We start from the raw sequence: 15,501 nt of genomic DNA on the forward strand, positions 1-15,501 counted from the left end.
GCAGGACTAATAATGAAAAAAAACAATAGCAATCCATTAAAAATTAATGAATATCATACACTAGTAAATAAATTATTTTTACTTATTGAAGAAAACATTGATAAAAATCAAGAAAAATGTGACATTGATTGTGAATTACATCACAACATGCTAATAATTAATCTTAATAATACAAATCAAGTTATTATAAACAAACAAGAATCACTCAAACAAATTTGGTTAGCAACAAAAAAAAATGGATATCATTTTGAATACATAAATAAACAATGGATTTGTAATCGTACTAAAAAAGATTTTTGGAATGTATTGCAAGAATCTTGTGTATATCAAACTAATAAATGTATACAATTTTTAAAAAATATTTATTAAAAAACAACATTCTATTTTATAAAATCACTTCATTATTATAAAGAAAAAACTAAAAATATAATATCAAAACTTAAAAAACACGTTATTTATTTCGGCGAGAGAGGATTTGAACCTCTGACCTACTGGTCCCAAACCAGTTGCGCTACCAAACTGCGCTACTCGCCGATATAAAAATCATGCAAAAAACTTAGTTACCTTATTGGGTGGCTAATGGGACTTGAACCCATGACAACTGGAATCACAATCCAGGACTCTACCAACTGAGCTATAGCCACCATTAAAATAAACTTGTTAAACTTTTCTATATAAATATTTTGCGCTTGACAGGATTCGAACCTGAGGCCTCTACCTTCGGAGGGTAGCGCTCTATCCAACTGAGCTACAAGCGCATTTCGTCTTTATAATATTATAGATATTAAATTTATTTATCTACAATGTCTAGTTATTTTTACTTTAATATTAAAATTAAAATATTTTAAAAAAATAATTTTTACATTAAAGTAATAATTTTATTTTTCATGCTTAAACACATATTTTTACGAAAAAATTTACTAATCACCTTAAAATAAACATTGTATTATCATAAAAATTATTTAAATATATTAAGAATAAAAACATTTTGTATATTTTTTATGTAAAAATATATTACAATAAAAATTATTCTATAATTTTTAAGAACGTTTCATCATATCAAAAAATTCATTGTTTGTTTTTGTCATTGCTAATTTGTTTATTAGAAATTCCATTGCATCAATTTCGCTCATTGGATGAATAATTTTACGTAAAATCCACATCTTTTGCAATTCATCAGATTTAGTTAATAACTCTTCTTTTCGCGTTCCAGAACGATTATAATCAATTGCTGGAAATACTCGCTTTTCTGCTATTTTTCTAGACAAAGGTAATTCCATATTTCCAGTACCTTTAAATTCTTCATATATTACTTCGTCCATTTTTGAACCTGTATCAATTAAAGCAGTAGCTATAATTGTTAAACTACCTCCTTCTTCTACATTACGAGCTGCACCAAAAAAACGTTTAGGTCTATGCAAAGCATTGGCATCTACGCCTCCTGTTAGAACTTTTCCAGACGCTGGCACAACAGTATTGTACGCCCTTGCTAATCTAGTAATCGAATCTAACAATATAATTACATCCTTTTTATGCTCAACTAATCTCTTAGCTTTTTCAATAACCATTTCTGATACTTGTACATGACGAGAAGAAGGTTCATCAAATGTAGATGCTACCACTTCTCCTTTAACCAATCTGCGCATTTCAGTTACTTCTTCTGGTCTTTCATCAATCAACAATACCATTAATACGCAATCAGGATGATTATAAGCAATACTTTGAGCTATATTTTGTAACAACATAGTTTTACCGGCTTTAGGTGGGGCTACAATTAAACCACGTTGTCCTCTTCCAATAGGAGAAGCTAAATCTAATACTCGAGCTGTTAAATCTTCAGTAGATCCATTCCCTCGTTCCATCCTTAAACGAGAATTAGCATGTAAAGGCGTCAGATTTTCAAACAAAATTTTACTTCTAGCATTTTCAGGTTTATCATAATTAACTTTATTTACTTTTAATAACGCAAAATATCTTTCTCCTTCTTTTGGAGGACGAATTTTTCCAGAAATAGTATCACCTGTTCGTAAATTAAATCTTCTAATCTGACTTGGAGACACATATATATCATCTGGACCAGCTAGATATGAACTATCAGAAGAACGCAAAAAGCCAAATCCATCTTGTAGTATTTCCAAAACACCGTCCCCAAATATATCTTCTCCACTTTTAGCATGTTGTTTTAATATAGAAAAAATAATATCTTGTTTTCTCATACGAGCTAAATTTTCCAATCCTGCATTATCACCAAGAAAAATTAACTCAGAAACTGGTATATTTTTTAAAGCAGTAAGATTCATAATGATGGGTTCTTAATAAACTTAGAATAACTCTCGAAATGATTTTATATATAAAACATTAATTCAATCAATAAAAACATACATTTTTACATTACATAAAAAAAATTTATATACATACTATAATAATAATTTAAAATTAAACAATAAAAATATAAATTTTAAAAATAAAATTTGGAAAACATTTAATACTACCACAGTGGTAGTATTAAATCTATAATTTAAATAACATTTTATAATTTTCATAAATTTTTATATAACAAAACTTTATTTTAAATAAAGATTTAAAAAATCTTTTAACTGAACTTTAGATAATGCACCAACTTTAGTACCTACTAACTCACTATTTTTAAATAATAATAAAGCAGGAATACCTCTAATAGAATATTTAGGTGCAGTATTTGGATTTTTATCAATATTAATTTTTGTTACGATTAATTTATGTTCATATTCTTTAGCAATATCTTCTAAAATAGGAGCTAAAATTTTACATGGATTACACCACTCTGCCCAAAAATCTACCAATACTGCTTTTTTTGATTCTAAAATATACTGTTTAAAAATGCCATCAGTTAACTCTACTATACAATTAGTCATTTTTTCCTCTAAAATTAAATAATTTTGTCATTTTTAAAAATATAAAATGTTTTTACTAACATAGATCACAAAACAACTATATTATTTAAAACATTAAACATAATTTATTAAAAACAATAAATATATAACTTTATTAAATTTTAAATATTTATCGTAATAATTTCTTTTTTAACGATTTTTTGTATGCTTTAAATAAAAAATTATTTTTTTCATTTAAATTTAATATTTTACTTTTCTGCCATAATATATCAGATTGAGGTAATTCTCGCAAAAATCTACTCGGTTTAGTATTTATTACAACTCCATACTGACAACGCTGTATAGCATAACTTAAAAATAACTTTTTTTGAGCTCTAGTAATGCCTACATACGCTAATCTTCGTTCCTCATCAATGTTATTTTCCATAGTAGTATTTCGATAATATGGCAATACTCCTTCCTCTACACCTACAATAAAAACATATAAAAACTCTAATCCTTTTGACGCATGTAAAGTCATTAATTGAACATAATCGTTATTAATTACAATATCTTCATTGAGTGAATTCTGTAAAATAAACTCTGAAATAATATCAATTAAATACTTCATTACAAACTTCTTCGAATTCATAATTTTATATTTTAATTCATTAATTATCCAATTTAAAACTATCGAAATATTTTTAATACTAGCAACATATAATTTAGAAAATTTTAAACTTCTCATTAACCATTTTTCATATTTTATTGTCGCTACTAATTTTTCTAAAACCTCAATAGGATTTAATTGAATTTGATACGAAATAGTTTGAATTAAATAAACAAATTCTTGTAAACTTTTTAAATTATGAACAGGTAAAATAGATTCTAAACCAATGTCTAAACTAGCCATAAAAAAACTTTGATTTCTTTTTTTACTCCACTCTTTTAACTTCTGCAAAGTAACAGCACCGATTCCCCTTAACGGTCTATTTACTACTCTTAAAAACGCTGCATTGTCATCAGGATTAATTATCAAACGCAAATATGCTATTAAATCTTTAATTTCTGGTCTAGAGAAAAAAGATATATTAGCTAAAATTTTATATGGAATTTTAAATTTAATTAAAAATTTTTCAAATATTTTAACTTGATAATTACTCCTATACAAAATAGCATAATCTTTATATTGAGCATTATAATTAGATTTGTGCAACATCAATGTTTGCAATATTACTCTAGCTTCATCTTCTTCGTTCTTTGCTGATATTATTTCTACTATCGAACCATAATCTAAATTTGAAAATAATTTCTTATTAAAAAAATGCAAATTATTTGATATTAACGCATTAGCTACTTTTAAAATTCTTCCAGAAGAACGATAATTATGCTGCATGATAATAGTACGTAAATTAGGATAATCATGCTTTAAAGATTCAAAATTATGAATATTTGCACCTCTCCAAGAATAAATAGATTGATCGTCATCACCAACTAAAGTAAAATTAGACCTCTTACTGCTTAATAATTTAATTAATTTATATTGAATAAAATTTGTGTCCTGATATTCATCTACTAACAAATATTTAATTTTATCATTCCAACGTTCCCTAGATAACTTATTATCTCTCAACAATATTGTTGGTAAAAATATTAAATCATCAAAATCTAATATATTAGAAGACTTCAAATATGCATTATATAATTCGTAATAGCGAAAAAATTTAAATTCTATGCTAGAATTAGAAATTTTATTAACTTGATTTGGACATAATAACTTATTTTTCCAATTAGAAATTGATTGACGAATTTGACGTACAAAACTCCTATCTTCTTTTGAAACAATTTCCTGCAATATTGAAATTTGATCCTGTTCATCAAAAATAGTAAAATTAGATTTTATATTTAATAATTCTATTTCAGATTTAATAATTTCTAAACCTAATGCATGAAAAGTAGAAATTTTAACTAAATTAGATACATTAACAGATAATACATTTAAAATTCTACTTTTCATTTCACAAGCAGCTTTATTCGTAAAGGTAATAGCTGTAATACATTTGGGATCAAAATGACAAATTTTAATTAAATGAACAATTTTATTAATAATTACCCTAGTTTTTCCTGAACCAGCTCCTGCTAATATTAAACAGGGTCCAGAAATATAACTTATAGCCTTTTTTTGATGTTCATTAAATAACATTTCAATATTTAAACCTTAATTTTTAAAATTCCTACATATTACTAATTATAATTCAATGAAAATATTATTTTGATACATTTTTAAAAATTTTATAAAATTTTTAATAACAATTAATCTGTTTTATATTAGTCATATAACGTCTCAATTTTTGTCCAATATGTTCAACAGGATGATTTCTAATCGTAGTATTAATATAATTCAAATCTACATTATTAATAGCTTGATCCAACATTTTATTACCTAAATCACCATGTTCTAGTGTATTCATAAAATCCTGCAATAATGGAAACGCTGATTGAAAAAACAAATGACTTCCATATTCTGCTGTATCAGAAATTATTAAATTCATTTCGTAAAGTCTTTTTCGAGCAATAGTATTAGCGATTAGAGGTAATTCATGTAAAGATTCATAATAAGCTGATTCTTCTTTTATTCCTGCTTCAATCATAATTTCAAATGCAAGTTCTACACCTGCTCTAATAATAGCTACCATTAACAATCCATTTTCGAAATACTCATGTTCCAATAACGTAATATGACTAATACTACATTGTTCAAAACTTGTATTTTGAATACTTCTCCTCCAAATTTTTAACTGTTTGTCATCATTTTTCCAATCTAACATCATATTTTTAGAGTAATAACCTGAAAGTATGTCATCCATGTGCTTCTTAAAAATCGGTGATAAAATTTTTTTTAAATCATTTGATAATTTATATGCCCTAATCTTAGCTGTATTAGATAATCTATCAAACATAAGTGTAATACCACCATGTTTTAAAGATTCTGTAATAACTTCCCATCCTGATTGAACTAATTTTACTGCATAATGACAATCATGTCCTTGAGAAATTAACTTGTCATAACATAATACTGACCCAGTTTGAAGTAAACCGCATAATATTGTTTGTTCACCCATTAAATCTGATTTAACTTCTGCAGAAAAAGAAGAATGCAATACTCCTGCACGATGCCCACCAATAGCAGTCGCCCATTCTTTTGCTACTTCTAAGCCAATATTATGACAATCATTATCTAAATGAACAGAAATTAACGTAGGAACCCCAAAATTACGTTTATACTCTTCTCTAACTTCTGTTCCTGGACACTTAGGAGCAACCATAATCACTGTAATGTCTTGTCGTATTTTTTGACCAAATTCTATAATATTAAACCCATGCGAAAATCCAAGAATAGAATTTTTTTTCATTAAATTTTGCAAAACATCTACCACATGTTCATGTTGTTTATCAGGAGTTAAATTAATAACTAAATCTGCTGTTGGTATAAGTTCTTCACAAGTACCTACTAAAAATTTATTATCAATAGCACGTTTCCAAGAAGAACGCTGAGAAATAATAGAATTTTTACGCAAAGCATATTTGACGTTTAAACCTGAATCTCTCATATTTAAACCTTGATTTAAACCTTGAGAACCACACCCTACAATTACAATATTTTTTCCCTTTAAAATTTTAAATGTTTCAGAAAACTCTTCTTTACGAATTAATGTGCATTGTCTTAATTGAATTAATTTTTGACGAAAATTAAGCGAATTGAAATAATTACTTCCCATAATAAATTATTCCTAATTATTAGTTGATAATATTAAAAACTAAATACTATCGTGTTCTTATGTTAATAACAACTCTATCTGATATTTCTAACAGCACCTTTATCAGCACTAGTAACAAATTTTGAATACAATTTTAACGCAGAAGTAACTATACGTTTTCTATGACTTGGTGTATAAGCATCTATTCCTCTGTCTTTTTCATTTTTAATCCTTAATAATAATTCATTGTCAGTAATATCTAAATGTATTTTCCGATTAGGAATATTAATATCAATAAAATCACCTGTCCGAACTAATGCAATAATACCTTGGTTCGCAGCCTCAGGAGAAATATGACCTATTGATAAACCCGAAGTACCTCCAGAAAACCTACCATCAGTAATTAACGCGCAATCTTGATCCAACTTCATTGATTTAAGATATGAAGTAGGATATAGCATCTCTTGCATTCCGGGACCACCCTTTGGACCTTCATACCGAATAATTATTACATTACCTTTAACAATTTTATTATTTAAAATTGCATGCACTGCTTCATCTTGACTTTCATACACTACTGCTTTACCTCGGAATATCAAATTTTTTTCATGTACTCCGGCAGTTTTTACAATACAACCATCTTTAGCAAGGTTTCCATACAATACAGCTATACCGCCATCTAAACTAAAAGCAGAATTATAATCACGAATACATCCTAATTTACGATCTATATCTAAAGAATTCCATCTACAAGACTGCGAAAAAGGCTTAATTGTTTTTTGTCCAGAAGGTGCTGCATAAAACATTTTTATAATATTTTTGTCATTGCCAGTCAAAATACTATATTTAGACAACATTTCTTCTAAATTTAATCCGAGAATATTAAATGTTTGTTTATATAACAAATTAACTTTATTTAATTCATCTAAAACACCAAATACACCACCAGCACGATGAAAATCTTCAATATGATAAAAAGTAGTATTCGGAGACAATTTGCACAAATTTGGAATTTTTCTAGACAACAAATCCACATCTAACATTGTAAAATCAACACAACCTTCTCTCGCAGCTGCCAATAAATGCAAAACAGTGTTAGTCGATCCTCCCATAGCAATATCTAATGCCATAGCATTACAAAAAGCTTCTTTTGTAGCTACATTTCGAGGTAAAAATTTTTCATTATTATTTTTATAATACTCTTGAGTGATTTTTACAATTAATTTTCCTGCTTGTACAAATAATTTTTTTCTGTCAATATGTGTAGCTAATATAGTTCCATTTCCAGGTAATGATAAACCAATTGCTTCCATTAAACAATTCATAGAGTTAGCTGTAAACATTCCAGAACATGAACCACACGTTGGACATGCAGATTTTTCAATTTCATTAATCATGTCGTCAGAAGAATCTGGATTAACACCACACGTAATCGCATCTACTAAATTTAATTTTATTTCTTTATCTGAAATAACGATTTTTCCAGACTCCATAGGACCTCCAGATACAAAAACGCATGGAATATTTAAACGTAATGCAGCCATTAACATTCCCGGCGTAATTTTGTCACAATTAGAAATACACACCATAGCATCAACACAGTGTGCATTAATCATGAATTCTACTGAATCCGCAATAAGATCACGCGAAGGAAGAGAATATAACATTCCAGAATGTCCCATAGCAATTCCATCATCTATAGCAATCGTATTAAATTCTTTAGATACTCCTCCACTTGATATAATATACTGAGAAACTAATTGACCTAATTCGCGCAAATGAATATGTCCAGGAACGAATTCAGTAAAAGAATTTACTACAGCAATAATTGGTTTATTAAAATCATCACTTGACATACCTGTAGCACGCCACAATGCTCTTGCTCCAGACATATTTGGACCCTGAGTAGTTGTAGAAGAACGATATTTTGGCATGTTTTATATATCCTATAGAAAATAATCGTCATTAAATAAAAAATAAATTTAATTTTAGTTAATTAACGACGTTTATACATTTTTACTAAAAATGAAAATCAATATGCGATGATTACGGAATTGATAAAATTAAGAAAAAACTTTAAATAATTTTGAAATGTTTTTCTATAAAAATCTCAATAAAACAATATTCGTAAATATAGACATTACTGTAATTCAGAATATTTATTCTGACATTAACACTTTAAATAACATTGACATAAAAAAACATTTCTTATTTCAGGGATGGAGGGAATTGAACCCCCAACATTCGGTTTTGGAGACCGATACTCTACCAATTGAGCTACATCCCTAAAAATTTATATAAAAAACATAGTTGATTACATACCAAACTTGTATATTGTTTTAAGTAAACTATCAATTTAGTATACTATGAAATATATCTTAAGTCTAGAATACAAGCTTTTTAAACCATTTTATACTTTAATCAGAAATCAAAAATCAAAACTTGAAAATATTCTATAATATAACACAAAATTTAAGGATAAACATTTAATGAAGTTTCCAATTTATTTAGATTATGCCGCGACTACTCCTGTAGAATTTGAAGTTATGAAGGAAATGATGAATTATTTAACGTTAGAAGGAGAATTTGGAAATCCAGCTTCTCGTTCACATAAATTTGGATGGAAAGCAGAAGAAGCAGTAGATATTGCAAGAAATCAAATCGCTGAACTAATTCATGCTGATTCACGAGAAATAATTTTTACTTCAGGTGCTACTGAATCTAATAACTTAGCTATTAAAGGAATAGCTGAATTTTACAAAAAGAAAGGTAATCACATTATTACATGTAGTACTGAACATAAAGCAACATTAGACACTTGCAGATATCTTGAAAACAAGGGTTTTGATATTACATATTTAAATCCATTACAAAATGGTACAATTAATATTTATGAACTACAAGAAAAAATTCAAAAAAACACCATTTTAGTATCTATAATGCACGTAAATAACGAAATAGGAGTAATACAAGACATACATAAAATTTCTAAAATTTGTCAATCAAACAATATTTTATTTCATGTAGATGCTGCTCAAAGTATAGGTAAAATTAATATTAATCTCAAACAACTAAAAATAGATTTAATGTCCTTTTCTGCACACAAAATATATGGACCAAAAGGAATAGGTGGGTTATATATTCGACGTAAACCTCGCGTTCGTTTATCCGCACAAATTCATGGAGGAGGACATGAAAAAGGCATGAGATCAGGAACATTACCTGTACATCAAATAGTAGGCATGGGGATAGCATATAAAATCGCTAAAATAAAAATAAACAGCGATTTTAATTATATAAAACATCTCCGAAATCGTTTATGGAATGGCATAAAAAATATTGAAGAAATACATTTAAATAGTAATTTTGAAAATACAGTACCACACATTCTAAATGTAAGTTTTAATTACGTTGAAGGTGAATCATTAATAATGGCTTTAAAAAATTTGGCAGTATCATCGGGATCAGCATGTACTTCATCTAGCTTAGAAGCATCTTATGTATTACGTTCTTTAGGATTAAAAGATGAATTAGCACACAGTTCTATCCGATTTTCTCTAGGTCGTTTTACTACTAAAGAAGAAATCGATTATACTATTCAATTAATACACCAGTCTATCAATCGTCTAAGAAACCTATCGCCACTTTGGGAAATGTTTAAATCAGGTGTTGACATGAACAATGTAAATTGGACACATAATTAATTTTTAATATATTAAAAACGAGAATAATTATATGGCATATAGTAAAAAAGTAATAGATCATTATGAAAACCCCCGAAATGTAGGTTCATTTAAGACTATTGATGCAAACGTTGGAAGTGGTTTAGTCGGCGCACCAGCATGTGGGGATGTTATGAAATTACAAATCAAAGTTAATAAAAACGGGATTATCCAAGATGCATGTTTTAAAACCTATGGTTGCGGGTCAGCCATTGCTTCCAGTTCTTTGGTAACCGAATGGATCAAAGGAAAATCATTAATAGAAGCAGAAAATATAAAAAATACTAATATTGCAGAAGAACTTGATTTACCTCCAGTAAAAATACATTGTTCTATCTTGGCAGAAGATGCTATTAAAGCTGCTATTACTGACTATAAAAATAAAAACAAATAATCTTAAATCATTAATATATTATTAATACCGAACAATTTTGTAATTTTTAAATTTGTGCTAAAGTCAATATGTATACTTTAGTACAAATTAAAATATTACCTGTAAAAATGTTTAAAATATTTTTATACTAAAATCAGTTAAAATAGTATTTATTATAATAAACAATTAGAATTGGAAACATATTCACAAAGTTATGAATTATTTTAAATTATTTAACTTACCTCAAAAATTTGAATTAGACGTAAATAATCTTACATCTCAATATTATAATTTACAAAAAAAATTTCATCCAGATTCATATCAAGATAAAAATATTTATACAAAAAAATATTTAGAAAAATCTATGCTACTGAATCAAGGTTACCAAACATTAAAAAACATGTTAACACGAGCAGAACACTTATTATTCTTAAATAATTATAAAGTCGACAAAAAAAAGAAAATAGTTTTTAATGCAAAATTTTTAGAAATGCAAATAGAACTATTCGAAAGATTAGAAATACACAAAAATAAGAATAATAAACACGAAATTAATAAAATTTTATTAGAAGTTAGCCAAATAGAAAAAAATTATATAAAAAAATTGAAAAATTTTTGTAATTTAGAAAAATGGAAAATAGCTCATAGCATATTATACAAATTACTATTTTTAACAAAATTTATTAAAAAAACGAAAAAAATACAACACGAAATAATAAATTAATTAGTATCTTTGGATATATTTATCATGATTACATTAAAAACAATTAAAAAAAAATATAACATAGAACAAAAAAACACTAAATTATCTATCGGAATTGATTTTGGAACTACATATTCATTAGTTGCTTCAGCATTAGAAGATAATATTTATATTATACTTGATCAAAATAATCGCGCACTATTACCATCAATAATTAATTATACATCTAAGAAACCAATAGTAGGTTGGGAAGCACAAAAACAAGCTATTAATGATCCAAAAAATACAATCATTTCTATAAAACGTTTAATTGGACACTCTTATGATGAAATTAATAAATTATATCCAAATTTACCTTACCATTTAACATATGATAAAAATGGAATTTTGTCATTTATTGTCCAAGACAACTTAATAAATACCATAAATGTATCCAGCGAAATTTTTAAAACTTTAAAAAACCGAGTTAATACTATTTTTAATCAAAAAATTTTAGGTGCTGTTATTACAGTACCTGCACATTTTAACGATCTTCAAAGACAAGAAATAAAAAAATCAGCAGAGTTAGCAAATTTAAATATAATACGGCTTTTAAATGAACCTACTTCAGCCGCAATTGCATATGGCCTACATTTAAATAAAAATAAAATTGTTGCTATTTACGATTTAGGAGGAGGAACTTTTGATATTTCTATACTAAAACTAAATCAAGGAATTTTTGAAGTATTGGCAACTTCCGGAAATACTAATTTAGGAGGAGATGATTTTGATCAATTGTTAGTCAATTATATTCAAAAAAAAACACATTTTTCATATTCTAAATTAGATTTTATTTTTCAAAGAAAATTATTATATCTTGCTAAATCAATAAAAATAAAACTAACATCTCATAATTCAGTACAATTTCAATTTAACAATTCTAAAATGCATACTATAACTAGATTTGAATTTGAAAAAATGATTGAACCCTTAATTTTAAAAACATTAAATATTTGTCAACATGTATTACACGATTCTAATACTAATTTAACACATATTGAAGAAATTATTCTAGTAGGAGGTTCTACAAATATTCCCATAGTACAAAGAAAAGTTTCAGATTTTTTTAAACAATTGCCGTTATGTACAATTAATCCAGAACAAGTAGTTGTAGCAGGGGCTGCAATTCAAGCAAACATGTTAACTAACGGAAGTAAATATAATAATTTTATATTATTAGACGTTGTACCATTATCATTAGGAATTGAAGTAATAGGAAATATTGTTGAAAAAATAATTTTAAAAAATACGCCATTACCTATTTCCAAGACTAAAACCTTTACTACTTTTAAAGACAAGCAAACAACAATGTTAATACACGTTCTACAAGGCGAACATAAATTGGTAAATAAATGCCAATCTTTATGTCGTTTTGTTTTAAAAGAAATTCCTAAAAAACCTGCTGGTAAAATAATAGTGCTAGTTAATTTTCAAATAGATGTCAATGGACTATTATCCGTTACAGCAGAAATAAAATCTACGAAAATTAGAAAAAATATTACTGTTAATGCTTCTATACCAATCAAAAAATATCGAAATTAATAAAAATATTACATAATTAAACACGATCATTAATTTAAATTAAATAATATCAATTGATTTAAAAAATTAAAATTAATATAATTAATTTTTTTTAAATATTTTAATTTAGGATGAACTATGCCAAAACTTATAATTTTACCACATAAAATTTTACTACCAAAAGGAGGTGTTTTTAATGCTATGAAAGGAGAATCCATCTTAAATGTTGCTTTAAGAAATAATGTCGAAATTGAACATGCTTGCGAAAAATCGTGTGTATGCACTACCTGTCATTGTTACATCTGGAAAGGTGCATCTTCTTTATCAATATGCGAAGAAAAAGAAGAAGACGTTTTAGATAAAGCATGGAATTTGCAATTTAATAGTAGATTAAGCTGCCAAGCTAAAATAAATAATAAAGATATAGAAATTGAAATTCCAAAATATACTATTAATCAATAAATATAATGAATGAAAAATTACATTATTCAAAAAATATTTTAAAAAACATAACTATTTAATAAAAATTTATTTAATAAAAGGATTTTTGCTACTCTTAAAGTATAAAACAATAGACGAGCCTACTAAATTAAGTTTAGATTGGAAAAAATTAGTAAGATACTTTTTGTAGACATTAGAAAGTTTTTCTAATTTATTTCCATGAATTATTATAGTCAGTGGGTTGTGCTTTCCTATATGTGCATATTTTATTTTAATTCTATCCCTTTTATATATTGGAGGTTGATGTTTTGTAATCGCTAATTTTAAGATTTCTGTTATTTTTGAAGTATGAATTTTTTTAATGGAATTAAAAAATGCTTCGTTAATTAATTTAAAAATAATACTTGTTCCCATGTTATGTTTCGCAGATATAAAATGACACTTAACATGACTTATTAATTTTAACATTTTAGAATTTAAAACATTAATTCTCATTTTTTCAGAAAGTTTATCATTTTTATTTAAAATAATAATTACAGAACAACCATTCTTAATTATAAGATTTAATAAATAAAAATCCTGATCTGAAAATCCATCCATTGCATCAATAACTAACAATACCACGTGTACTAAATTCAAAATCTTTAATGTTTTATGTACAGATATTTTTTCTATATATGTACTAATTTTATTTTTTTTTCTAATTCCTGCAGTATCAAAAAACATATAATTTATCTTATTACGAATAATTAAACTCCAATTAGAATCTCTTGTAGTACCGGGATTAGAATCAACAATTACTCTTTTTTCATTAAGTAAAACATTAATTAAAGTTGATTTACCAACATTAGGTTTGCCAATAATTGCTATTTTAATAGTTTTATTTAAATTTTGACAACAATTTTTTTTATCATTAGTAATAGAATAAATTATATCAAAATCTTTATTTTTTTTATATAAACTATTTTTTTGAGATGTAAAAAAAGAACAAATGTTATTAGTTAAAAAATCGATCCCTATTCCATTAGTAGCTGAAATAAAATGCATATTCCTTAATCCTAATGTATAAAATTCATATTTTACTAAATCAAAATTTAAACCTTCAATTTTATTAACTAACAAAAAAATTTTTTTTTGAAACTTTCGCAACATTTCTATAATTTCAACGTCTTTATGCATTAATTTATTACGAGCACTAACTACTAAACATACTAAATCCGCTTGTTTTATAGAAAATTTTACCTGTTCAAAAATTTCTTTATCTAAAGAAATTTTTTTTTTAGAATCTTCATTTATTCCTGGTGTATCAATTAAAACTATTTTTGTATTATTTACTATAATAAAACCATGTTTTCGATCTCGCGTCAGTGACGCATGATTGGATGCTAATGCATCATTTCGGTTACCAGTTAACTTATTAAACAAAGTTGATTTACCAACATTAGTTCTTCCTATTAATGCAATAGTAATTACCATATTGCTCCTTTTATATCGAAATCAATAAACATTATTAATTATAATTATTAATTTTCATTTGTATAATTTTTTCAAATTCAATTTTTTTATTTTGTATTATACTTCTTTTCCATAAAGTAACAGCTCGTTTTTGATTATCTAATTTAAAATAAACATCCCCTATAAAATTATTTCTAATGCTATCCCATGAATCACCTAAAATATCTTTAATTGTTGTTATAGCTTTTTTTATATTATTTTTTTGAAAGTAAATTTGCGCTATCTTAAAAGATATTAAATTAAAAAAATTTAAATCAACTGAATTATTTTTACTTTTTTCGAGTATTTTGAGTGCTTTTTCTAGTTGATTATTAATAACATATACTTTAGCTAATTTTAATGACATTAAATTTCCAGAAATAGTTTTTTTTGTCCAGATTAAATTTTTAGAAATATTCAATTCATTGCTATTTGTTAAAAATGTCATCATCTTAGTATGTACATAAGAATTTTTTGGTTTATCTAAATAATTTTTACTAAAAAAATATACAATTACTATTACTATTAATAACATGCAGGTTAAAAAAGATTTTTGGTAAAAATTTAATTTTTCATTTATGTAACTATTTTTAATCAT

The 15,501-nt window shown here is 25.9% G+C and carries 13 protein-coding genes and 4 tRNA genes; 6 read left to right on the forward strand and 11 right to left on the reverse strand.

All coding sequences use genetic code 11. From position 1 onward, the window contains the following. The first annotated feature begins 12 nt into the window (after nucleotides 1-12). Nucleotides 13-369: an iron donor protein CyaY gene (gene cyaY / locus BBP_RS02685; RefSeq protein ID WP_011091637.1), complete on the forward strand. Its 357-nt coding sequence runs from the start codon at nucleotides 13-15 to the stop codon at nucleotides 367-369. Between the two features lie 91 nt (nucleotides 370-460). Here cyaY and BBP_RS02690 read toward each other — a convergent pair. From BBP_RS02690 to BBP_RS02730, 9 genes are all read right to left on the reverse strand, one after another. Continuing rightward, a tRNA-Pro gene (locus BBP_RS02690) sits at nucleotides 461-534 on the reverse strand. Between the two features lie 37 nt (nucleotides 535-571). Further along, nucleotides 572-644, reverse strand: a tRNA-His gene (locus BBP_RS02695). A 40-nt stretch (nucleotides 645-684) separates the two neighbouring features. Beyond that, nucleotides 685-758 (reverse strand) — tRNA-Arg (locus BBP_RS02700). A 282-nt stretch (nucleotides 759-1,040) separates the two neighbouring features. Next, nucleotides 1,041-2,300, reverse strand: a complete 1,260-nt coding sequence (rho, locus tag BBP_RS02705; protein ID WP_011091638.1) for a transcription termination factor Rho — start codon at nucleotides 2,298-2,300, stop codon at nucleotides 1,041-1,043. Between the two features lie 264 nt (nucleotides 2,301-2,564). Next, on the reverse strand, nucleotides 2,565-2,894 hold the full coding sequence (gene trxA, locus BBP_RS02710) for a thioredoxin TrxA (RefSeq protein ID WP_011091639.1): 330 nt from the start codon (nucleotides 2,892-2,894) through the stop codon (nucleotides 2,565-2,567). A 148-nt stretch (nucleotides 2,895-3,042) separates the two neighbouring features. Beyond that, the gene (locus BBP_RS02715) at nucleotides 3,043-5,055 is read right to left on the reverse strand and encodes a UvrD-helicase domain-containing protein (protein WP_011091640.1); all 2,013 of its coding nucleotides are present in this window, start codon (nucleotides 5,053-5,055) and stop codon (nucleotides 3,043-3,045) included. Nucleotides 5,056-5,155: 100 nt separating this feature from the next. Beyond that, nucleotides 5,156-6,631 (reverse strand): ketol-acid reductoisomerase, encoded by a 1,476-nt coding sequence (ilvC, locus tag BBP_RS02720; protein ID WP_011091641.1) that lies wholly within the window; start codon nucleotides 6,629-6,631, stop codon nucleotides 5,156-5,158. A 74-nt stretch (nucleotides 6,632-6,705) separates the two neighbouring features. Then, nucleotides 6,706-8,544 (reverse strand): dihydroxy-acid dehydratase, encoded by a 1,839-nt coding sequence (ilvD, locus tag BBP_RS02725; protein WP_011091642.1) that lies wholly within the window; start codon nucleotides 8,542-8,544, stop codon nucleotides 6,706-6,708. A 280-nt stretch (nucleotides 8,545-8,824) separates the two neighbouring features. Continuing rightward, nucleotides 8,825-8,897, reverse strand: a tRNA-Trp gene (locus tag BBP_RS02730). Nucleotides 8,898-9,099: 202 nt separating this feature from the next. On the opposite strand from BBP_RS02730, the gene BBP_RS02735 reads away from it, so the two are divergent. From BBP_RS02735 to fdx, 5 genes are all read left to right on the forward strand, one after another. Beyond that, the gene (locus BBP_RS02735) at nucleotides 9,100-10,314 is read left to right on the forward strand and encodes an IscS subfamily cysteine desulfurase (protein WP_011091643.1); all 1,215 of its coding nucleotides are present in this window, start codon (nucleotides 9,100-9,102) and stop codon (nucleotides 10,312-10,314) included. A gap of 31 nt (nucleotides 10,315-10,345) precedes the next feature. Further along, nucleotides 10,346-10,726: a Fe-S cluster assembly scaffold IscU gene (iscU, locus tag BBP_RS02740; RefSeq protein WP_011091644.1), complete on the forward strand. Its 381-nt coding sequence runs from the start codon at nucleotides 10,346-10,348 to the stop codon at nucleotides 10,724-10,726. A gap of 193 nt (nucleotides 10,727-10,919) precedes the next feature. After that, nucleotides 10,920-11,429, forward strand: coding sequence for a Fe-S protein assembly co-chaperone HscB (hscB, locus tag BBP_RS02745; protein ID WP_011091645.1), 510 nt, complete (start codon nucleotides 10,920-10,922; stop codon nucleotides 11,427-11,429). Between the two features lie 24 nt (nucleotides 11,430-11,453). Continuing rightward, nucleotides 11,454-12,989 (forward strand): Fe-S protein assembly chaperone HscA, encoded by a 1,536-nt coding sequence (gene hscA, locus BBP_RS02750; RefSeq protein WP_011091646.1) that lies wholly within the window; start codon nucleotides 11,454-11,456, stop codon nucleotides 12,987-12,989. A gap of 117 nt (nucleotides 12,990-13,106) precedes the next feature. Further along, nucleotides 13,107-13,430, forward strand: a complete 324-nt coding sequence (fdx, locus tag BBP_RS02755; RefSeq protein WP_011091647.1) for an ISC system 2Fe-2S type ferredoxin — start codon at nucleotides 13,107-13,109, stop codon at nucleotides 13,428-13,430. A gap of 66 nt (nucleotides 13,431-13,496) precedes the next feature. On the opposite strand, the gene der is transcribed toward fdx, so the two are convergent. Further along, a complete protein-coding gene (gene der / locus BBP_RS02760; RefSeq protein ID WP_011091648.1) occupies nucleotides 13,497-14,885 on the reverse strand; it encodes a ribosome biogenesis GTPase Der in 1,389 nt (462 codons plus the stop codon). Nucleotides 14,886-14,919: 34 nt separating this feature from the next. Then, a complete protein-coding gene (locus BBP_RS02765; RefSeq protein ID WP_011091649.1) occupies nucleotides 14,920-15,501 on the reverse strand; it encodes a YfgM family protein in 582 nt (193 codons plus the stop codon).

This window comes from Buchnera aphidicola str. Bp (Baizongia pistaciae) (assembly GCF_000007725.1).
GTDB classification, from domain to species: domain Bacteria; phylum Pseudomonadota; class Gammaproteobacteria; order Enterobacterales; family Enterobacteriaceae; genus Buchnera_B; species Buchnera_B aphidicola_H.